Below are 21,313 nucleotides of genomic sequence, written 5' to 3'. Positions count from 1 at the left end.
ATTTGAAAATAGTATATAACATTTAATGATAAAAGACATACTATTTAACATAATAAAAAAGCAGACATTACATCTGCTTTAATTCTCCTCAATCTGTTTTTCACTTAATCCTAGATGTGTTCTAAGAGTATTACTCAAACTCTGTAGATCTTTTTTATTAGGATTATAATAATATACACGTTGCCCGTTTGGGCCATTAGGTAAGTATAAATCATCACCAGCTAATTGTATTTTTTCAACTGAACCGTTTAAACCGTATTTATAAAAAGATAAAATATCATCCATTACTAAATTTGTTTTAAAATCACCATCAACCGCCTCAACTATTTTTTCTAGCTTCGTAACCGATCCTACACTTTTTAATTTACTTAAAATCGCTTCAATAACCAGTTGTTGGCGCTGTCCTCTAATTGCATCACTATCAATATGGCGCGTTCTTGCTAGTGCAAGTGCTTCTTCCCCATTTAATTTTTGTAATCCTTTTTTCAAATGAATCGCATCAGGTTCATCTTTACTATTTTGCTCCGTAAATTCAACTGGGACATCCACTTCAATACCATCTAACCCATCAACAATTTTAGTAAAGGAACCAAAATTAAATTTCACAAAGTAATCAACAGGCACCTGTAACAATTTCTCTACCGCTTCCACAGAAGCTTGCGGTCCTCCATCTTTACCATTTTTAACGAAACCACTTCCATATGCATGGGTTATTTTATCTTTTTTCTTTTCAACTGGAACATATGTATATGTATCACGCGGTATGCTCGTTAATTTCACTGTTTTATCGTCTTTATTAAAAGTCGCTAACAATAATGCATCTGTATGAAATGCACCATTATATTCCTTTTGTCGTTCTTGATTTTCATCAATTCCCATAATTAAAAGTGAAACATGATTTGCAATTGGCTTTACAGATTTCTCACGTAAATTAGATTTTTCACCTCGTGCTAAATTCAAATTAGATTTTTGTACAAGACTAGAAGTTTTCATATATACATAGGCTCCATAGCCAATTCCACCAAATAGTAATACCGCCAGTAGTAAACTTATTATCTTTTTCTTTTTATATTTTTGCTTATTTTTCTCTTCTCTTAAAAATGAATGATTCCCCATTTACTCTCCTCCTGTTTCTATTCATCCAATATGTTTTTCATTTTTTCATATTTAGCGCTATCCTTTTGAAACATACTTTCTTTCAATCCCTTATCTATTTGTATCCATTCAGTCGTAACTGAATATTGAATCAAGCCTTCTTGAAAACTAAGAAATTTCAACATAATCCCTGTATTTTTCTCCACAACCATTTCGAATTTCCCTCTTAAATCTTCAGAGGTGCTAACAGGCATCTCTATGTTTATAACTCCTTCAATTTTGTAGCAATCTAATCCAAGATATTTCGTTTCTTTATAATTCCAATCTTTATATCGAATTAATAAATCTGCGAATTCTGATTGAATACTATATTTAGCTAGCCCTACATATTCATCATCATATCTCTTTTTCTCATCTGATTTTCTCACTAACCTTTCCGTAGGATTTAATTTTAATAGTTCATTGTTTCTTTCTTTCGGGTTCCATTTTGTCTCTTTATAGGTATACTTCTCATCATCAAACTCTTTTTTCTTGCCCTCGTTATATATAATTGTTCGTTTTTTGGCTAGTTTATCTTCTTTCGAAGAGATACCTCTTTGTTTCTCCGTATCAATCGCATACTTATATGTTGTAGCAATTCTTGATGAGCTAGAATATTCCTCAAATTGTCCTGAAATATTTTTAAAATAATCAATAGAATCTAGCATTTTTTGATGAATCTTTTCTTTATCTGGATAATGTACATTCGATTTTATTTCTTCTTCATTTTCATAATCAGAAAACGTTTTTTTCTTTACATATTCAAATACTCCACCATTTTGCGCAAAACTTTGTATAGAAAACTCAGACATAGATACCACTGAAAGTATACAAACCGCTGCACTAATTATCATCATATGAATTTTGTAACTCTTCTTTTTTACCTTAAGATTATGTAGCGTGCCATTAATCTTTTCATTTAACTCTGGAGGTACTATAACAGTTTCATCTTTTATTCTCTTTTTTAATTTCTCATCAAATAATTTTTCATTATCCATCCTTTACACCCCCTATTCCATCTTTAATCGTTTTTGTAGTTGTTCCCTCGCACGTGATAATCTTGATTTCACTGTTCCTTTCGGTATTTCTAACAGCTTTGCTATACTCTCTTGATTCATGTCTTCATAGTAATAAAGCACCGTAACAGCTCTTAATTCTTCATGTAACGATTGAATCGCATTACACAAATCTATATCTTCATACTGATCACACGCACTCATAATATAATCATTCTCTTCTGTCACAATTACATTTTTATACGCTCTAATAATATTGTTACACTCATTTATTAGTATTCGAATTAACCAAGTTTGAAAAAATTCTTCTTTTTTTAATTTTTTTATATTTTCATAGGCTTTTAAAATTGTTGTCTGTATCGCATCCTCTATATTTGTCTCATCACGTAACATCGCCTTTGCTATTCGATACATCTTCGCTTTTTCTGTATGTATAAGCGCTATAAAGGCTTCATGATCACCTTTTTTCGCTAAAGAAACATCCGTTTCTTCTTTTACAATCATTTTATATAAAGGGATTACTTTCACAATTGCTCCTCCTGTTTCATCCTCACTTCATCACTTCCAATTTAACTTTACATATATTAGACGTATGAACCTAGAAAAAGGTTCACTTTTTTGAATATTTTTGTAACTAAAAAGATAAATATCCTTTATAAGGATGCAATAAACATAATAGTTTAAATTTACAAATAAAAAAAGCCCACTTTCTCAGTGGACTTTCTACTCTATAACGGTAAATCCCTCTTCCTAAATACTACAATCGCTACGATAAAAATACAAAGCGCTACAGTAGTTAAACCTATACTTACCGGCCATATATTATATGATCCTTCAGCAATTTCTTTCGGACGAAACAGCGTGAATAATGATAGGTTTTTCATCCATTCTAACTTATCACTTAACTTCCCTACCATATCCAATACGAAAAATAAGATAGTTAAACTCGCTGAATAACTTAGTGCTTTTCTTTCTTCATTACATATACAAGAAAAGAAAAATGAATACGCACTAATGACTAAAAATATGAGCCCTCCGACTACATTTATCTTCAAAAATAATTCTTTATTTAAGTTATTATCTTGTAAAAACCATTCTGCACCTACTAACCCAGCTACATACGTAACAGATACAATAATTAGAAGTCCCAATATGAGAACAGCAGCTTGTGTAATCGCAATTTGCACTCTAGATACAGGTGTTGCTAGCAAGTATGCCATTGCGCCTTTATCTACATGACGAGCAATTAAATGTGTCGCAACTGTTACGCAAAAAATTGTTAAAATGATAATAAATAATAGACTATAGTATTCGCCCGCTAGAAAATCCATTACGTTTTGAATCGGACTTTCCATACCAACGATTTTTTTCACGCTATCAGGCATGGCAGCTATTAATTCATTTAGCCCTTTCGCTGATACCATTGACGGGAATATCCAAATTAATAACCACAGATATAAAGCTGCACCAGACGCATAACTCAAAATATTTTTTTGTGTTTCTTTCAAACTAGCTAAAAATAATTGCTTATTCATGCGTTACCCCTTCTTTCTTATCGTAATAATGCATAAATAAATGTTCTAAATCCATCGCTCTCGTTTGAAGTGCCGTTACATTATAGTTTGAAAGTGTTTGTAAAACAGTTTGATAGTTTCCTTGTACAATGATAGATGCCTCTCTGCCTTTTACCGCTTCAAATTGCAAATTACACTTTGTAAGGGACTCAATCTCTTCTTGTGATGATACTGTTACATCTATCACCTGTCTTCTCATACTTTGTAAATCGTGAATATTTTCAACCGTTACGAGTCGACCATCTTTAATAATAGCTACTCTATCACAAGTTCTCTCAATTTCAGTAAAAATATGTGATGACATTAGGATTGTTTTTCCTCTTTGCTTTTCCTCTAATATTAAATCTATAAATACTTGCTGCATAAGTGGATCAAGTCCAGATGTTGGTTCATCTAAAATTAACACCTCTGGATCGTGCATAAATGCAGCGACTATCCCTACTTTTTGCTTCATTCCTTTAGACATTTTGCGAATCGGTGTTTTCACATCAAATTGCAGACGCTCTATCAGTTCATCTCGTCTTTTCGTATCCTTTAATCCTCGCATTCCTTGCATTAATTTTAAAAACTCTAATCCGTTCATTCCTTCAATAAAAGAAATTTCACCCGGTAAGTAACCAACTTCCCTTTGAATTTTCGCCGCTTCATTCCAACAATCTAATCCAAAAATTGTCGCTTTACCAGTTGTCGGTTTTATAAATCCCATTAAATTACGAATCGTCGTTGATTTCCCGGCACCATTCGGTCCTAAATAACCAAATACTTCTCCCTCTTTTACATCAAATGTAATATGAAACAAACCTTTTCCGTTCGAAAATTGTTTTGTGACATCTTGAACTGAAATCATAATTCCACCTCATTTTTTGAAATATTTAATGTGTGATATTTCAAAATTATTGTACTCCTCATCTTCCATATTCGCAACAACTTTTTGAAATATTTATTAGTCCATATTTCAAAATTATTGTTTTCCATTATTTTTTCTTGTATATTTTAAGTGAGGTGATTGCATTGAACGGCTTTGAAAGAGTAAAAGAAAAGAAAAAGCGTGCCATTAAAGAAGCAGCATTCGTATTATTTTCAGAACGTGGATTTAATGAAGTGAAAATAGAACATATCGCAAAAGAAGCAAACGTTTCTCAAGTTACAATTTATAATCATTTCGGAAGTAAAGATGCGTTATTTAGGGAGCTTATACAAGAATTTATCATATCTGAATTTCAATATTATAAAGAGCTTGCAGAAGAAAAATTACCTTTTCATGATATGATGCAAAAAATGATTGTAAGAAAAATGAATACTGGCGGATTATTTCAACCTGATATGTTACTACAAATGATGCAAAGGGACGAAGAACTCCGTAAGTTTATTTATAGTTATCAAAATGAAAAAATCCTACCCTGGTATTTAGAAATATTAGAACGAGCTCAGCGCAAAAACGAAATTAATCCACACCTTACTAAAGAAATGATGTTACTTTACATTCAAATGTTTACAAAATTAGGTGATGAATTTGGAGCACAACTTCTTGAAGGAGATCGGGAAAAACATATAAAAGATATCGTTACGATGTTCTTCTATGGTCTTTCTGTTCCACAAAAATAAAAAAGACACGAATTTCGTGTCTTTTTTATTTTATAGAAATGACTCTACCCTTTTCACTACTTTCAATCGCTAATTGAATCAGTTTAATAACATCTAAACCTTCTTTTGCTGTTACAGGTAGTTCCTCACCATTTAATATACTATCTCGTACACCTTTATAATAATTGTCATAACAACCGACTTCTGTTGGAATACGCTCTAAGCTTTCTTCTGTTTCTAAAGTAGCAAAATCCTCTTCATCGTCTACTCCATAACCGTTATCACCTGGCTTCATTCCATTTTTTAATTGCTCTTCCTGCGAATCCATACCGTACTTCACGATAGAACCTTTCTCTCCATGCACTATAAAATGCGGTCCAGCTTTTTTCACATAACTGCTACTACGTAAAATGACACGTTTAACTCCGTAATGAAGTACTATGTGGAAATAATCATCCACCTCTGCACCTGGTCGTTGTTTTATTACATCTGCACTTATCGCATCTGGTTTCCCGAATATTGATAACGCTTGGTCAATTAAATGCGATCCTAAATCGTATAATATACCGGATCCTGGTAGATTTTTTTCTCTCCATCGATCACGTACATGTGGACGGAAACGATCAAAATTCGATTCATATGCGTATACATTCCCTACTCTGTTTTCTCCTAACAATTTCTTAATTGTTAAGAAATCATTATCAAAACGACGATTATGATATACGCTTAACATTACATTATGCTGCTCTGCTAATGAAATAAGCTCTTCTCCTTCTTCAATTGAGACAACAAATGGTTTTTCTACAACAACATGCTTACCTTTTAAAATTGCTTCTTTTACATATGGAAAATGAGTTGTATTAGGTGATGTAATAACAACTAAGTCAACATCAGCTCGCTTCACCAATTCATCAATTGTACTAACAACATTAGCGTTTGGTAATGTTTCTTTTACTACCTCTTCTTTTGAGGATAATACAGCACGAATATCATATTCTTCTATTGTTTGTAATAGTGGGATATGAAATGTCGTACTAGAAAAACCATATCCTACAATCCCTACACCTATTTTTTTCATGTTGCCCCTGGTTTAAAATTCTTATAAAAATCTATAAATCGTTGGCGAACCAAGTCAAATGCCAACTACCGAAAAGGAATCTCACCTTTTTCCTGTCCGTAAGGGTTGTGACCTTTTCATCCACCTATTGTGAAAGAATGACGGCAGGTTCCTGTTAGGAACGATCTGTCCTTGCATACTACCATTCATCCAAGTCAGTAGCATGCAAGAGGTTATAAGAAATAAACCAGTACCCCCCTTCTCATTTAAATTTTAAATACGAATTGTTGATTGCTCATATAAACAGTTTTGTGAAGAATGCTCCACAATTTCCAATTGTGATATTCTTTCCACGTTTGAATTGTTTGTAACCATTTTTTATATACTTTTTTCGTATTCTTTTTACTTTCTTCCATGGAAGCAACAAGAATACGCAGTTTTGTTGTAATTTGGTTTTTTAATAATAATATAATCTCTTTTGGTAATTGTTCTTGCAATTCTAATCCACGTCTTGCGATCGTGAATGCGGCTGCTTCATGAACGCTAATACCGAAATTTTTACTGTATTTTAATTTTCCAATCACACTTGTATAAGCGGGGTTTACTGTTTTAATAGAAAATCCGTTACGAAGAGCCATACGAATTAAACTGTTCAACATCTTTTTATACGTAAATTGATGGAAATTACGATTACTGTATGTATCAGTATCATGAGATTGTTGAAACTTTAAATCTTCTAAAACAATTCCACCTACATTGTTTTCCAATAACCATGTTTTAATTTGTTTTACGATTTGTCCAATTATCGTTGCACGTTTGTTTGTTGAAAATGTATTCAGATTGTGTAGATAAAAAATTTTTGAACCTTTAAAATTACCTTGTTTTGTACATAAACTAACTGCAATGCGGTCCGGATTTACATCAATTCCTGCAATTACATCTGATTGTGGTGTTTCCTTGAAATCTAGTACACGACCTATTTCTGTTTCATTAAACGTAATATTTACATAAAATTCATTTTGTTTACGAATGATTTCTACACTATATTTTTGATGCTCTATAATCGGTTTTCCTTTTGGATTTACACCGATTTGCTTTCCCATAACGACATTTGTGATTTGATGATAAAAATGATATGGAATGATAATCGGAACTTTGATTCGTGGGCTTTTTGTTTTTCCATTTGTTCTTCCTAATGGATTTGCAATTTCTAACCATCCTTGCCCACAGTCATCAACTGTAATGCGCATGTTCAAATTCCCTTTTTTGCTTTTATCTCCACGAGAATATAATTGTCGTGTCCGCAAATCTTTCCATTCTTGATTGGATATCTTGTTTTTCATTCTTTCATAGAAATTTTTCCGCCCACCAAAAATAATAGGAGGTAATGTTTTATTTTTAATATGTTTTGCATACGTTTCAATTTTTTGTTCTAATTTTTGTTTTCGTTTTCTTAAACCAATTAAACAAGTTTCTAATGCAACTTGTTTAGGTCTTTTTTTGCCGCGTTCATAATCAGCTATTTTTTGTAACGTCTTTTCTAACTTTTTTTGATTGTTTTCTAGGTAAACAGGAAGAAGTTCTTTTTGAGAGAAAAGGATTGTTTGCGCTTGTAAAATCACATCTTCACAAAAACGTTTATTTAACAAATATTTAGGTTGTAGTTTTTTTATCAATTCTTTCTCGTTTTCGCCCTCAATCAAACGCTTAAAACTATATCGTTTTGCACTTTCGAACGTACGAATCAAAGTAATTAAATCTTCCGTTTGTTCTTTTGTAATAGAATTGATTTTACAAGTACGTGTTGTTTTCATCCTTTTCCCCCTTTTCATCACCTGAAAATATTATAGGTTGAATTCTGTAAAATATAAAACCTGTAATTGTAAATTTTTATAGTTTTTTATAGATTCTTATTTACTGTTATTATCTCCATTTGTCCCGCTATTTGTGGGCAACAAGACCCCCACTGATTAAACTTTCACTATATGAGAACGATTTCATTCAGTTATTATAACAAGATTATTATTATTTACATAATAAATTGCCTAGAAAAAAGCATCTTGCTATTATTCATAGCAAGATGCCCTCTTTATTCTGGTCTTTTCTTCGTCCACGTTTCTACTACTTCACCAGTATCATTAACATCTAGCACTAGGCTACCATTACTATACCGGTCTTTATTTCGATACGCTTTCGGATCAATCTCTTCTACAATGTTTTTCTCTGTCTTCATGTAAACTAATTCATCGTCCCGAACAATTTCAATACCGACAATGCGGTACGGATTACGTTTTAATTCTTTGAAAATAACAAGACCTCGTTTCGCCCTCGTTGATTTTTCAATTTCTGATGCTTTTAGACGTTTTACAGCACCGCGCTGTGTTACGAGAATAAGTTGATCTTTGTCACCATTTAACGGTTTACCAGAAGCGACATAGTCATCTTCTTTTAAATTAATTGCTTTCACGCCAGCAGCTCTTACACCGACTGGACTTACTTCATCTTCATGGAAAATAAGTGCATATGCACCGTGTGTAGCAAGAACGATATCACTCGTTCCATCTGTCGCAAATATATCGACAACTTCATCATCTTTTTTCAAGTTTACAGCAACGAATGCCCTTGAATAACGCTGAACTTTATATTGATTTAATTCTGTTTTCTTTATCATACCATTTCTTGTTACAAATACGATAAATCGTTTTTCTTCCTCAAAGTTCTGTACAACCGTTGCCCAAATGATTGTTTCATCCCGGTCGAGTGAAACGATATTAGCAACGTGCTGACCTAAATCTTTCCAACGAATATCTGGCATTTCGTATACTGGCAGATATATATAGTTTCCTTTATTCGTAAATAAGAGGACTGTCTCTGTCGTATTCGTATCGAATCGTTCAAGTAAGATGTCACCCTCTTTCATACCGAAGTCTTTGCCGTTTGAGGCATTGTGTGAGCGCCATCCAGTACGTTTCACATATCCTTCTTTCGTTACAGTAACGATGACATCTTCTTGTGGGATCATAACTTCTACATCGATTTTAATTTCCTCGATTTGATCTTCAATAATCGCGCGTCGATCATCACTATATGTTTTCTTAACTCTCTTTAAATCTGTTTTAATTACTTGAAGTAATCTTTTTTCACTTTGTAAAATTGCCTGTAGCTCAATAATTTTCTTATTAAGCTCATCTGCTTCTTCTTGTAACGCCGTAATGTCTGTATTCGTTAAGCGATATAATTGCAAGGAAACAATTGCTTCTGCCTGTGCTTCTGTAAAGCCAAATTTTGCACTTAAATTATCTTTCGCGTTACGTTTATCTTTTGAAGCTCGAATTGTTTCAATTACTTGGTCTAAAATCGATAATGCTTTCTTTAAACCTTCTACAATATGTTGACGATTTTCTGCTTTTCTTAATTCATATTGCGAACGTCTCGTAATAACCTCTTTTTGATGTCCAATATAAGCATCTAAAATTTTCGGTAATGTCATAAGTGTTGGACGACGATTATTGATCGCTACCATATTAAAGTTATATGGAATTTGCAAATCTGTATTTTTATATAAATAATTTAAAATACCTTCGGCGTTTGCTTCTTTCTTTAATTCAACAACAATTCGTAAACCAGTACGATCTGTCTCATCACGCACTTCAGCAATACCATCTAACTTTTTATCTAGACGTAATTCATCCATTTTCTTTACAAGATTTGCCTTATTCACTTCGTAAGGAATTTCAGTGATTACAATTTGTTGTTTCCCACCGCGCACTGTTTCAACTTCTGCTTTTCCGCGAATAATAATTTTACCTTTACCTGTTTCATACGCCTTTTTAATACCATCAATCCCCTGAATAATACCGCCTGTTGGGAAATCTGGTCCTTTCATAACTGTTAATAAATCATCAACAGTACTATTTGGCTTATCAATACGCATCATTGTAGCATCAATAACTTCTCCAAGATGATGCGGAGGAATTTCTGTTGCATAACCAGCGGAAATCCCTGTAGATCCGTTCACTAATAAATTCGGGAACGCTGCTGGTAATACAACCGGTTCTTCACTCGTATCATCAAAGTTTGACACGAATTCAACTGTTTCTTTATCAAGATCACGTAATAATTCAGATGCGATTGGTGATAAACGAGCTTCCGTATAACGCATCGCTGCCGCTGGGTCCCCATCAACACTACCGTTATTACCATGCATTTCAACTAAAACATTACGTACTTTCCAAGTTTGGCTTAAGCGTACCATTGCTTCATATACAGAGGAATCTCCATGTGGATGATAATTACCGATAACATTACCTACTGTTTTAGCTGATTTACGAAACGCTTTATCATGTACATTACCTTCTACATACATAGAATATAAAATACGTCTTTGTACTGGCTTTAAGCCATCACGTGCATCTGGAAGTGCACGATCTTGAATAATATATTTACTATAACGTGCAAAGCGATCACCTAACACGTCTTCAAGCGGGAGGTCATGAAACTTCTCTGCTTGCATGTTATTCCACCTCCGTCTCCATAATCATTTCATTTTCTAAAATATTTCCTTCTTCTTGCATACCAAACTGTACATTACGTTCAATCCATTTACGGCGCGGTTCTACTTTATCGCCCATTAATGTTGTAACGCGACGCTCTGCTCTTGCTGCATCATCAATTTTCACGCGAATTAATGTACGCGTTTCAGGATTCATTGTTGTTTCCCATAATTGATCCGCATTCATTTCACCAAGTCCTTTATAACGTTGTAACATATAGCCTTTTCCAACTTTTTTTGTTACACCGTCTAATTCCTCATCTGACCAAGCGTATTCAATTACCTCACTCTTACCTTTTCCTTTACTTACTTTGTATAAAGGAGGAAGTGCGATAAACACTTTACCAGCTTCGATAAGTGGCTTCATATATCTGTAGAAGAACGTTAATAACAATACTTGAATATGAGCCCCATCCGTATCGGCATCGGTCATAATTACGACTTTATCGTAGTTAATATCTTCAACATCAAATTCATTTCCTACACCGCCGCCAATCGCATAAATGATTGTATTAATCTCTTCATTTTTAAAGATATCAGCAAGCTTTGCTTTTTCTGTATTAATTACTTTACCACGTAACGGTAATACGGCCTGGAAACGTCGGTCTCGTCCTTGTTTCGCAGAACCGCCAGCAGAGTCACCCTCTACTAGGTACAGTTCATTTTTTTGCGGGTTACGTGATTGTGCAGGTGTTAATTTCCCGCTTAACGTACCTTCTGATTTTTTCTTTTTCTTACCACTACGCGCTTCTTCTCTTGCTTTACGGGCTGCTTCACGGGCTTGTGCTGCTTTAATTGCTTTTCTCACAAGAAGTGTAGCTACATCAGGATTTTCTTCTAAAAAGTATGCTAAATGCTCAGATACAATGGCATCAATTGAAGAACGCGCTTCACTTGTACCTAGTTTCCCTTTCGTTTGCCCTTCAAACTGAAGCACTTCTTCTGGTACACGTACCGAAACGATAGCCGCTACACCTTCACGAATATCTGTGCCTTCTAAGTTTTTATCTTTTTCTTTTAATAGTGCTACTTTACGAGCATACTCGTTAAACACACGCGTCATCGCTGTTTTAAATCCAGCTTCGTGTGTTCCACCATCTTTTGTACGTACGTTATTTACAAACGATAAAATATTTTCTGAGTAGCCATCGTTAAATTGAAATGCTAGTTCTGCTTCAATTCCATTTTGTTCACCAGTGAAATATACAACTGGATGAATGGAATCTTTTTCTTCGTTTAAATATGAAACGAAAGCTTCAATTCCCGTTTCATAATGAAATACATCCTCTAAATCATTTCGTTCATCTTTTATTGAGATTTTCATTCCTTTTAATAAGAATGCAGATTCACGTAATCTCTCACATAATGTTTCATAATTATAATTTGTTGTGCTGAAAATCGTTGTATCTGGTTTGAAATGCATCGTAGTACCAGACTCTTTCGTCTTCCCGATTTTCTCAAGCGTCGTTACAGGAACACCGCCATTTTCAAAGCGTTGTTCGTAAATATTTCCGTCACGCTTAATCGTTACGACTAACCATTCTGATAAGGCATTTACAACCGATGCCCCAACACCGTGCAAACCACCACTCGTTTTGTAACCACCTTGACCAAACTTACCACCGGCATGAAGTACAGTTAAAATAACTTCAGGTGTAGGTTTCCCAAGTTTATGCATTCCCGTAGGCATTCCTCGCCCTTTATCTATAACGCTAATACTATTATCTTTATGTATTACGACTGAAATTTCGTCGCCAAATCCCGCTAACGCTTCGTCAACGGAGTTATCTACTATTTCATATACTAAATGATGCAATCCACGGCTGTCCGTGCTCCCGATATACATACCCGGGCGTTTTCGAACGGCTTCAAGTCCTTCTAACACTTGAATCGCATCTTCATTATATTGGAACTGATGCTTCGCCAAACTCCTTGCCCCTTTCCTAATCCAAAATCAGAACATATGTTTCTATTATAGAATAACGCCTCGACTATAGTTTTGGCAAGTTATCTTATCTCTTTTATATACCATTTTCAATAGAAAAATCCTTGTTTTCTCACAAGGATTCCTCTAGGCTACTATTTCAGAAAAATAATCGTTTGTCAACGAGAAATGGATATGTATTCCAAGATTACACATTCCAAACCTTTATTATGATCCAAATGATCAAGATCCAAAATGGGATTACAAATAACAACCCCCAAAAACAGCCTTTAAAAAATCTCATGATGAACACCTCGTTCATCGGCCCTACTTATCTATAGTGAGGGCTGAATCAATCTTTCTACCTTTAAATCTATACTATTTTGTCATCGCATGTTCTACTTTAATACAACGATCCATTATTACAGTATAGTCTTTTTCTTTTAAAAATTTGTATGTATCCTCATCTTGTACTCCTAATTGTGCCCAAAAAACATCTGCATCAATCTCTACGAATTCTTTTGCAACATCCATTAAAAACTCTGAGCGACGAAATACATTTACTATGTCAACGTGTTCCTTAATATCCTTTAGTGAAGAAACTGCCTTTTCTCCAAGCACCTCATCTACTGTTGGATTAACTGGAATAATGCGGTATCCAGCATCTTGCATTGCTTTTGAAACCATATACGATGTACGTTCTGGCTTATCTGATAATCCAACAACCGCAATTGTTTTGCTTTTCTTTAACACTTCACCAATTTCCGTACGAGTTGGGTTTTCAATTGTCATAATTAATCCCTCCTATTCCTTTAGTATAGCCGATAAAGAAAGTCTCTTTCAATATGAAAGAGACTTTCTTTTATTTCGATTATTGATTCTTTGTAGCTGAATTATCTGCTAAAGTAGCCGATTTCGTCATTTTTTGACCATTACGGTAGAATGTAACTTCTACTTTCTCGCCTACTTTTTTCTTTTCATATAAATATTTACGGAATTGAAGAGCATTCTCTACTTTTTGATTATCTAATGCTACTACAATATCATATTGCTCTAAACCAGCTTTTTCAGCCGGTGATATTGGGTAAATTTTACCTAATACAACACCATTCGTTACTTCTTTCGGTACTTTCAATTGATTGACTGCATAAGCTTGCACGTCTTCTAATGAAACGACACCTACTCCAAGGGCTGGACGTTTCACTACTCCGTCTTTTTCAAGTGATTCAATAACTGGCTTTGCGATATTAATTGGAATAGCAAAACCAATTCCTTCAACTTCTTGTTGTGCAATTTTACTTGAGTTAATCCCAATTATTTCACCATTTTGGTTAAATAATGCACCACCACTGTTACCAGGGTTAATCGCTGCATCTGTTTGAATAACTTGTGCTTGCCAATCTGGTCGTTTATCGCCATCAATATCAACTGGAATTTCACGTTCTTTACTACTAATTATACCTTCCGTTACACTTCCATCAAACCCTAGTGGGTTACCGATTGCAATGGCTTTTTCACCCGCACGGATTTTACTAGAATCACCTAAAGTTGCAACTTTATTTACATTAGATCCATCAATTTCAACAACCGCTAAGTCTAACCAAGGGTCCTTACCAACTAATTTCGCATCAACTTGTTTTCCGTCGCTCAGCTTCACAGCAAGTTTATTTGCTCCATCCACTACATGGTTGTTTGTTACGATATATGCTTTATTCCCTGCTTTTTTATAAATAACACCTGATCCTGAACCAGCTTGTTGTTCTTGACCTGTCGGTTGCATTGCAAATGGATCAACACTTTGTTGCATATTAATAACACCTACAACAACATCTTTCGCCCCTTCAATCATACCAGGTAAATCAGTTTCATTTTTCGCTTTATTTACAACAGGAACTACAGTACCTTCTACTTTTGAATCCGAACTAAATGATGATACTGGCGCTCCATTATTTTGAGCCCATGGCATATATGGTGCTGCAAAACTAATCGAAACCGCTCCGACTACAGCCCCCACTAAACCTGTGAAGAAATAGCCTTTTTTACTACCTGATTTTCTCACTTCTCTCGTTTCACTATGCTCTTCATTTAAATTTGGTCCGTCGTAATATCCCATGTTTTATTTCCCCTCTCTGGTGAATTCGTATTTTCAGTATAGTCACGTTTTGTGTCCTTCTTGTGAACTCATCGTGAAATCTAATTAAAAAAATACTCCTATCTAACATTGTAGACAAAAAAAGTATTTTTTGTACATTCTACCTTCAAAAGAGAGTATAAAATCGCCATTTCCCTAGGCTAAATTACACAAATGGTTCTAGATTATTCTTCAAATTTATAACCAACTCGAATAACAGTACCGATATGCTTCGCTTTATCTCCTAGCTTATTTCGAAGTTTTTTAATATGGGTATCAACCGTTCTGTCATCACCGTAATAGTCATATCCCCATAACTGATCTAATAAATGTTGACGTGATAACACGATTCCTTTGTTCTCCATTAAATACACAAGAAGTTCAAATTCTTTATGTGTCAATATAATTTCTTCTCCATCTACTAAAACAGTTCTAGATAGACGATTTACTTCTATTCCAGCTAAAGACATAGCATTTTCTTCCGCTACTCCTACCGCACCATCCGCACGTTTCAATAACGTCTTTGCGCGAGCTACTAATACTTTCGGGCTAAATGGTTTCGTTACATACTCGTCTGCACCTAATTCGAAACCTAGCAATGTATCATCCTCATCCGAACGTGCTGTCAACATAATAATTGGTACTGCTGATTCTTTTCTAATTCTTCTACAAACAGACCATCCATCTATTTCCGGTAACATAATATCTAACATAATTAAATCAATTTCATGCTCTGCAAATAACTCTAACGCTTTTTTTCCATCTTCTGCTTCGATTACTTCAAAGCCTTCATTACGAAAATAATCACTAACAATTTCACGTAATCTTCTTTCATCTTCAACAAGCAATACTGTTTTATTCATATAATCTATCCCGCCTTTTTACTCTTTCAATCGAATAATACGTTGATTGGAGCTTCCGCGAAATGGAAGTGTTAAATCTTTTTTCTCAATTTCAAACCTTCCATCGACTAAAACATCCCCATAATGTAACAACTCTATCATATCATTATTTTGAGAACTCTGTATCTCTTCTAACGTATAACCTGTATACATCCATAGGTTTTTTTTCAAATCTTTCACGATTTTTGCTACCTTTTTCACTTCAGCAGCTTGAAAAAATGGATCTCCACCTGAAAATGTTACATCAGTTAATGGATTACTTGCAATCTCTTTCACAATTTCTTCTACTGTCATTTCCGTTCCATTGCAAATATTCCACGATTTCGGATTATGGCAACCAACGCAACGATGCGGACAGCCCGCAAAAAACACGACTGTCCGCAATCCTTCTCCATCTACTACACTATCATGAATAATATTCATCACTTTCATTTATGTTTCACCCGATCTATCTCTTCACTACGTTTCGCACTATTCCACTTCGACATATCTCCTACAAGATAGCCTGTTATACGGCGAATTCTTTCTATATTAGCCTCATCTTTATTCCCGCAACTTGGACATTCATTCCCAATAACCCCGTGATAACTACAGCACTTACAACGGTCAACAGGATGATTAATTGAACCGTATCCAATGCCATGTTCTGCCATGGCTTGTACAATTTGTTTTAATGCCTTTTTGTTATGCATTGCTGCTCCATCTAGTTCAATATAAGTAATGTGTCCTCCATTACAGAGAGCATGGAACGGGCCTTCTAAACGGATTTTATTTATCGCTTGAATGTTATAATAAACTGGAATATGGAATGAATTCGTATAGTAATTATGGTTCGTTATACCGCTAATCACGCCAAATTCTTCTCTATCTTTTTTCACAAACTTTCCTGATAATCCTTCTGCTGGAGTTGCAATTACTGAGAAATTCAGTTGATGTTCTTCTGTCGCTTTATCCATTCTATCTCTCATAAAGGAAATAATTTCATACCCAAGTTTCCATGATTCTCCATCTTCCCCATGATGCTTTCCTGTTAAAGCTACTAAACATTCCGCAAGACCGATAAAACCAATACTTAACGTCCCTTGTTTTAAAATCGAGGCTACGGAGTCTTCAGGCTGCAACGTTTCTCCACCACGCCATACACCTTGTGAATATAAAAACTGAAAATCTCTTGCTCGCTTCGTACATTGATACGCATATCTTTCTAATAGCTGCTTAATTCCTAAATCTAAATAATAGTTTAGCGCTTCAAAAAACGCTTCTTTTGAACCACTAATTAACGCTAATTTCACTAAATTAATAGACGTAAATGATAAATTCCCTCTACCAATCGCTGTTTCTTCTCCATGTATATTAGACATAACACGGGTACGACATCCCATGTAACATACTTCACTTTCCGGTCTTCCATCATAATGCACTGCATTAAACGGAGCATCTAAAAATGAAAAGTTAGGGAATAATCGCTCTGCCGTTGTCTCTAATGCTAATTCAAATAAATCGTAGTTCGGATCACTTTCTTCAAAATTCACACCTTTTTTCATCTTGAAAATTTGAATCGGAAAAATCGGTGTCTCTCCTTTACCAAGTCCAGCTTGTGTCGCTTTTAAAAGTTGTTTAATTAACATTCTTCCTTCTTTTGATGTATCTGTTCCATAATTAATAGAAATAAACGGTACTTGTCCTCCGCCCCTACTATGCATACTATTCGAATTATGAACGAAAGCCTCACACGCTTGATACGTATCATTTTCCGTTTCTTTCCATGCAAATTCTTCTATTTGTTCTTTCGTAAGCGGATATGATTGTAATCGTTTTTTATGTCTCTCAATTGTTTTTCGTACATAAGGTGCTAAATCAATATCAAAGAGTGCAAACGATTGACCACCATGCTGCATATTTTGATTCGCTTGAAAAATAATAGACGAAAGAGCCAATGCACTTTTAATGTCTTGCGGTTGTCTCATATGTCCATGTCCAGTATGAAAACCGTTAGCAAGCATTTGCGCTAACGGAATTTGTGAACAAGTCGTCGTTCCTGTCGCATAAAAATCTAAATCATGTGGATATAATATATTTTCATTTATCGCTTTTTTCACTTGATCTGACAATAAATTCTCAACAGCATAATATTTTGCACTCTCAGATGCGAACGTTCCCATTACGCCCATTGGAGAGCGGCCGTCTACATTTGCATTTTCTTGCATTAAATCTTGTTCATTGCCGTGGACTATTGTCTCGAACACTTTCATTAATTCTTCTTCTCCACGTGTATTATTTTGTAACATTTATAACCCTCCACCAATATGTTGTTATCTTTTGATTAAAATGTTACTACATATAGTCTTACTGTTTCTGTGAGAAATGTAACATTACTGTGAAATTTTTTTCACGAAATAATGAATTTTTCATTTACAAAAAAGAAATGTGCTCTTTACAAATGTATGGTACAATATACGGGAAAAACTCTTTTTACCCTTTATCAACACATTTGAATAAAGGAGACTGAACTTATGGTTACTACATATCTTTTATTTATCGTTGCCTACTTACTTGGCTCGATTCCATTTGCACTAGTTGTTGGAAAAATCGGCTACGGAATCGATATTCGTGAGCACGGGAGCGGTAATCTAGGCGGAACAAACACATTCCGCACATTAGGGAAAAAAGCAGGTTTTACCGTTACAATTGCTGACATTTTAAAAGGGACATTAGCAACAAGTCTACCAATGATTTTCGGATTAGATATTCATCCACTATGGTTCGGGTTAGCGGCTGTTCTTGGACATGTCTATCCAATCTTCGCGAAATTCCGCGGTGGTAAAGCAGTTGCAACTTCTGCTGGGGTGCTATTATGCTATTCACCAGTTGTTTTTGCAATATTGGCTGTTGTATTTTTCACCCTTTTATTTACAACAAGATACGTATCACTTTCTTCTATGGTAACAGCAGTTGTTGCTGTTATTGCATCCATTGTTAGCGGGGATAAAATCTTCATTATTGCGATGTGTTTATTAGCAGGTATGGTTATTTATAAACACCGTGCAAATATCGGACGAATTATAAATAAAACTGAACCAAAAGCAAACTTTTCAAAAAAGCAAAAATAAGATCGTAACCCACATAACGCAAAAAGAAAACGTGAAGCATATTAATAGCGTCTTTTTGCGTTATTTTTTATACTAAAGAAAAAGCAACATAATTTGGAGGAACTATACATGAATCTTTCCGTAACAAAAGAAGCAGCACAATGGTATAAAAATGAATTAAACTTACAATCAAATGAAACACTACGCTTTTTCGTACAATACGGTGGTTGCAGTACTGTGCAAAAAGGACTTTCTTTAGGGATTCGTAAAGATGATCCTGCACATCCTGCTGTTCAAATTCAAGAAGAAGGTATTAACTTCTTTATTGAAGGCGATGATGAATGGTTCTTCGATGGACATAATTTATCTGTTACACTTAACGAAGGTGACGACTTCCCACAATTTAATTATGAAAAATAAAAAAACGTGGCTTCTGCCACGCTTTTTTATTTTTTCTTAATTTCCTCATATTTCGCATACCACTCAGGATATAACTTTTTAAATGATACAGGGCGGAACCCTTCTTTTTTCGCACAAATATTCGTCGTACTTGCAGTAATACAAAGTTCACCATCACCATTATATATTTCATATCCATATACAACGCGAAGTGGGCTCACAGTATCTACCCATGTTTTTACGATTGCTTTTTCTCCGTAACGCATCGCTTTACGGTATGAAATTTGTAAATCTAACACAGGAGAAATAATTCCTTCTTTCTCCATTTCAACATATGAAAAACCTAAATCTTGTATAAGTTTCGTGCGACCTAACTCAAGCCACACTAAGTAGTTTGAATGGTAAACAACACCCATTTGATCTGTTTCCGCATAACGGATTTCAACTTCATGTTCTGCTACAAACATATGTATTCGCCTTCTTTCACTTCTGCTGCCTTGCATACATTTAATCATAATACAGTAACATCAAAAATAAAATAAAAACAGTGAATCTTTTACTGAAAGGAGCCAGCATATGATTCAAATTGTAACGGTTCGTAGCGGTGATAGCGTATATAGCTTGGCATCAAAATATGGATCAACACCTGACGAAATAGTAAAAGACAATGGACTAAATCCCACTGAAACGCTCGTTGTTGGTCAGGCACTTATCGTTAATACGAAAGGAAATAATTATTATGTACAGCCTGGTGACAGCCTCTATCGGATTTCTCAAACATATAATGTCCCCCTCGCTAGTTTAGCTAAAGTTAATAATTTATCTTTAAAATCTATTCTCCATGTCGGACAACAATTATATGTACCAAAAGGCACAAAACGAGCTGTAGAATCCATCGCTTATTTACAACCTTCCACTATACCGATTAAAGAGAGTTTAGTTAATGCTACACGTGCCATTAATCCATTTTTAACATATTTAGCTTATTTTAGTTTTGAGGCAAAAAGAGATGGCACATTAAAAGAACCTACTGAAACAGCTAAAATTGCTAATATTGCAACGCAAGGGCAAACAATCCCTATGCTCGTTATTACAAATATTGAAAATGGTAATTTCAGTGCCGATCTAACATCGGTTATTTTACGCGACGCAACGATTCAAAACAAATTTATTACTAACATTTTGCAAACAGCTGAAAAATATGGCATGCGAGACATTCATTTCGATTTCGAGAGTGTAGCACCCGAAGACCGCGAGGCGTATAATCGCTTTTTACGAAATGTAAAAACACGCTTACCTAGCGGGTACACATTAAGCACAACTCTCGTACCGAAAACAAGTTCAAATCAAAAGGGAAAATTTTTCGAAGCCCATGATTATAAAGCGCAAGGGCAAATTGTTGATTTCGTCGTCATTATGACATATGACTGGGGTTGGCAGGGCGGGCCACCAATGGCAATCTCTCCTATCGGTCCTGTAAAAGAAGTACTTCAATACGCAAAATCTCAAATGCCTCCCCAAAAAATTATGATGGGGCAAAACTTATACGGATTCGATTGGAAACTTCCGTTCAAACAAGGGAATCCACCAGCAAAAGCAGTTAGCTCTGTCGCAGCTGTTGCACTTGCTCGTAAATATAATGTTCCTATCCGCTATGATTTCACAGCTCAAGCTCCACATTTTAATTACTTTGACGAAAATGGCGTACAACATGAAGTTTGGTTTGAAGATGCGAGGTCTATTCAAAGTAAATTCAATTTAATGAAAGAGCAGGGCATTGGCGGTATTAGTTATTGGAAGATTGGCTTGCCATTTCCACAAAATTGGCGTTTACTTGTTGAAAACTTTACGATTACGAAAAAGGGCTGACAAAAGTCAGCCCTTTTTTCATATTACTGCTAAAAGCTCTCTTTCATTTCCTCACAAAAAAGAAGAATGATAACATTCTCCT

At 34.8% G+C, this 21,313-nt stretch carries 19 protein-coding genes; 4 read left to right on the top strand and 15 right to left on the bottom strand.

Annotation, left to right across the window (positions count from 1 at the left end; genetic code table 11):
* Window positions 1–78: 78 nt before the first annotated feature.
* The 5 genes from MKY38_RS04365 to MKY38_RS04345 form a co-directional block, all read right to left on the bottom strand.
* A complete protein-coding gene (locus tag MKY38_RS04365) occupies window positions 79–1,116 on the bottom strand; it encodes an LCP family protein (RefSeq protein WP_341048169.1) in 1,038 nt (345 codons plus the stop codon).
* 17 nt (window positions 1,117–1,133) lie between these two features.
* Window positions 1,134–2,132: a hypothetical protein gene (locus MKY38_RS04360; protein ID WP_044306930.1), complete on the bottom strand. Its 999-nt coding sequence runs from the start codon at window positions 2,130–2,132 to the stop codon at window positions 1,134–1,136.
* 12 nt (window positions 2,133–2,144) lie between these two features.
* A complete protein-coding gene (locus tag MKY38_RS04355) occupies window positions 2,145–2,678 on the bottom strand; it encodes an RNA polymerase sigma factor (protein ID WP_000864730.1) in 534 nt (177 codons plus the stop codon).
* A 200-nt stretch (window positions 2,679–2,878) separates the two neighbouring features.
* The gene (locus tag MKY38_RS04350; protein WP_341048167.1) at window positions 2,879–3,685 is read right to left on the bottom strand and encodes an ABC transporter permease subunit; all 807 of its coding nucleotides are present in this window, start codon (window positions 3,683–3,685) and stop codon (window positions 2,879–2,881) included.
* A complete protein-coding gene (locus MKY38_RS04345; RefSeq protein WP_000626577.1) occupies window positions 3,678–4,571 on the bottom strand; it encodes an ABC transporter ATP-binding protein in 894 nt (297 codons plus the stop codon). The genes MKY38_RS04350 and MKY38_RS04345 overlap by 8 nt, the downstream gene beginning before the upstream one ends.
* Window positions 4,572–4,726: 155 nt before the next feature.
* Here MKY38_RS04345 and MKY38_RS04340 point away from each other — a divergent pair, with 155 nt between their 5' ends.
* Window positions 4,727–5,329, top strand: coding sequence for a TetR/AcrR family transcriptional regulator (locus tag MKY38_RS04340; protein WP_002024578.1), 603 nt, complete (start codon window positions 4,727–4,729; stop codon window positions 5,327–5,329).
* 25 nt (window positions 5,330–5,354) lie between these two features.
* On the opposite strand, the gene MKY38_RS04335 is transcribed toward MKY38_RS04340, so the two are convergent.
* From MKY38_RS04335 to MKY38_RS04295, 9 genes are all read right to left on the bottom strand, one after another.
* Window positions 5,355–6,386, bottom strand: coding sequence for an oxidoreductase (locus MKY38_RS04335; RefSeq protein WP_000719782.1), 1,032 nt, complete (start codon window positions 6,384–6,386; stop codon window positions 5,355–5,357).
* A gap of 245 nt (window positions 6,387–6,631) precedes the next feature.
* On the bottom strand, window positions 6,632–8,179 hold the full coding sequence (locus MKY38_RS04330) for an IS200/IS605 family accessory protein TnpB-related protein (protein WP_078384622.1): 1,548 nt from the start codon (window positions 8,177–8,179) through the stop codon (window positions 6,632–6,634).
* 275 nt (window positions 8,180–8,454) lie between these two features.
* Window positions 8,455–10,878: a DNA topoisomerase IV subunit A gene (gene parC / locus MKY38_RS04325; protein WP_001147465.1), complete on the bottom strand. Its 2,424-nt coding sequence runs from the start codon at window positions 10,876–10,878 to the stop codon at window positions 8,455–8,457.
* Window position 10,879: 1 nt separating this feature from the next.
* Window positions 10,880–12,844 (bottom strand): DNA topoisomerase IV subunit B, encoded by a 1,965-nt coding sequence (parE, locus tag MKY38_RS04320; RefSeq protein ID WP_001062202.1) that lies wholly within the window; start codon window positions 12,842–12,844, stop codon window positions 10,880–10,882.
* A 375-nt stretch (window positions 12,845–13,219) separates the two neighbouring features.
* Complete coding sequence (locus MKY38_RS04315) at window positions 13,220–13,633, bottom strand: CoA-binding protein (protein ID WP_000151387.1); 414 nt, start codon at window positions 13,631–13,633, stop codon at window positions 13,220–13,222.
* Window positions 13,634–13,712: 79 nt separating this feature from the next.
* Window positions 13,713–14,954 (bottom strand): S1C family serine protease, encoded by a 1,242-nt coding sequence (locus MKY38_RS04310; protein WP_030027123.1) that lies wholly within the window; start codon window positions 14,952–14,954, stop codon window positions 13,713–13,715.
* 203 nt (window positions 14,955–15,157) lie between these two features.
* Window positions 15,158–15,835, bottom strand: a complete 678-nt coding sequence (locus tag MKY38_RS04305) for a response regulator transcription factor (protein WP_001044679.1) — start codon at window positions 15,833–15,835, stop codon at window positions 15,158–15,160.
* 18 nt (window positions 15,836–15,853) lie between these two features.
* On the bottom strand, window positions 15,854–16,306 hold the full coding sequence (nrdG, locus tag MKY38_RS04300) for an anaerobic ribonucleoside-triphosphate reductase activating protein (RefSeq protein WP_000867078.1): 453 nt from the start codon (window positions 16,304–16,306) through the stop codon (window positions 15,854–15,856).
* Window positions 16,303–18,162, bottom strand: coding sequence for an anaerobic ribonucleoside triphosphate reductase (locus MKY38_RS04295; RefSeq protein WP_030027129.1), 1,860 nt, complete (start codon window positions 18,160–18,162; stop codon window positions 16,303–16,305). Before MKY38_RS04295 ends, nrdG begins: the two co-directional genes overlap by 4 nt.
* Window positions 18,163–18,387: 225 nt before the next feature.
* Here MKY38_RS04295 and plsY point away from each other — a divergent pair, with 225 nt between their 5' ends.
* Together plsY and MKY38_RS04285 are read left to right on the top strand one after the other, a co-directional pair.
* Window positions 18,388–18,984, top strand: coding sequence for a glycerol-3-phosphate 1-O-acyltransferase PlsY (gene plsY, locus MKY38_RS04290; protein ID WP_000258974.1), 597 nt, complete (start codon window positions 18,388–18,390; stop codon window positions 18,982–18,984).
* Window positions 18,985–19,092: 108 nt separating this feature from the next.
* Window positions 19,093–19,383: a HesB/YadR/YfhF family protein gene (locus MKY38_RS04285; RefSeq protein WP_001054453.1), complete on the top strand. Its 291-nt coding sequence runs from the start codon at window positions 19,093–19,095 to the stop codon at window positions 19,381–19,383.
* A 26-nt stretch (window positions 19,384–19,409) separates the two neighbouring features.
* Here MKY38_RS04285 and MKY38_RS04280 read toward each other — a convergent pair whose 3' ends face one another.
* Window positions 19,410–19,829 (bottom strand): acyl-CoA thioesterase, encoded by a 420-nt coding sequence (locus tag MKY38_RS04280; protein ID WP_000495812.1) that lies wholly within the window; start codon window positions 19,827–19,829, stop codon window positions 19,410–19,412.
* A gap of 109 nt (window positions 19,830–19,938) precedes the next feature.
* Here MKY38_RS04280 and MKY38_RS04275 point away from each other — a divergent pair, with 109 nt between their 5' ends.
* Entirely contained in the window at window positions 19,939–21,231 is a 1,293-nt protein-coding gene (locus MKY38_RS04275) for a glycosyl hydrolase family 18 protein (protein WP_065224109.1), read from the top strand.
* Window positions 21,232–21,313 lie beyond the last annotated feature (82 nt).

It is taken from the genome of Bacillus sp. FSL R5-0585 (assembly GCF_038004545.1).
Classification (GTDB): Bacteria; Bacillota; Bacilli; order Bacillales; family Bacillaceae_G; genus Bacillus_A; species Bacillus_A cereus.
The sequence above is the reverse complement of the archived record's forward strand: the minus strand, read 5'-3'. Positions and strand labels throughout refer to the sequence as shown.

Coding starts and splice junctions, on each gene's coding strand:
- MKY38_RS04285 (WP_001054453.1), top strand. CDS start 19,093: ATGAATCTTTCCGTAACAAAAGAAGCAGCACAATGGTATAAAAATGAA.
- MKY38_RS04315 (WP_000151387.1), bottom strand. CDS start 13,633: ATGACAATTGAAAACCCAACTCGTACGGAAATTGGTGAAGTGTTAAAG.
- MKY38_RS04360 (WP_044306930.1), bottom strand. CDS start 2,132: ATGGATAATGAAAAATTATTTGATGAGAAATTAAAAAAGAGAATAAAA.
- nrdG (WP_000867078.1), bottom strand. CDS start 16,306: ATGAAAGTGATGAATATTATTCATGATAGTGTAGTAGATGGAGAAGGA.
- parC (WP_001147465.1), bottom strand. CDS start 10,878: ATGCAAGCAGAGAAGTTTCATGACCTCCCGCTTGAAGACGTGTTAGGT.
- MKY38_RS04365 (WP_341048169.1), bottom strand. CDS start 1,116: ATGGGGAATCATTCATTTTTAAGAGAAGAGAAAAATAAGCAAAAATAT.
- MKY38_RS04305 (WP_001044679.1), bottom strand. CDS start 15,835: ATGAATAAAACAGTATTGCTTGTTGAAGATGAAAGAAGATTACGTGAA.
- MKY38_RS04335 (WP_000719782.1), bottom strand. CDS start 6,386: ATGAAAAAAATAGGTGTAGGGATTGTAGGATATGGTTTTTCTAGTACG.
- MKY38_RS04275 (WP_065224109.1), top strand. CDS start 19,939: ATGATTCAAATTGTAACGGTTCGTAGCGGTGATAGCGTATATAGCTTG.
- plsY (WP_000258974.1), top strand. CDS start 18,388: ATGGTTACTACATATCTTTTATTTATCGTTGCCTACTTACTTGGCTCG.
- MKY38_RS04350 (WP_341048167.1), bottom strand. CDS start 3,685: ATGAATAAGCAATTATTTTTAGCTAGTTTGAAAGAAACACAAAAAAAT.
- MKY38_RS04330 (WP_078384622.1), bottom strand. CDS start 8,179: ATGAAAACAACACGTACTTGTAAAATCAATTCTATTACAAAAGAACAA.
- MKY38_RS04310 (WP_030027123.1), bottom strand. CDS start 14,954: ATGGGATATTACGACGGACCAAATTTAAATGAAGAGCATAGTGAAACG.
- MKY38_RS04280 (WP_000495812.1), bottom strand. CDS start 19,829: ATGTTTGTAGCAGAACATGAAGTTGAAATCCGTTATGCGGAAACAGAT.
- MKY38_RS04345 (WP_000626577.1), bottom strand. CDS start 4,571: ATGATTTCAGTTCAAGATGTCACAAAACAATTTTCGAACGGAAAAGGT.
- MKY38_RS04295 (WP_030027129.1), bottom strand. CDS start 18,162: ATGTTACAAAATAATACACGTGGAGAAGAAGAATTAATGAAAGTGTTC.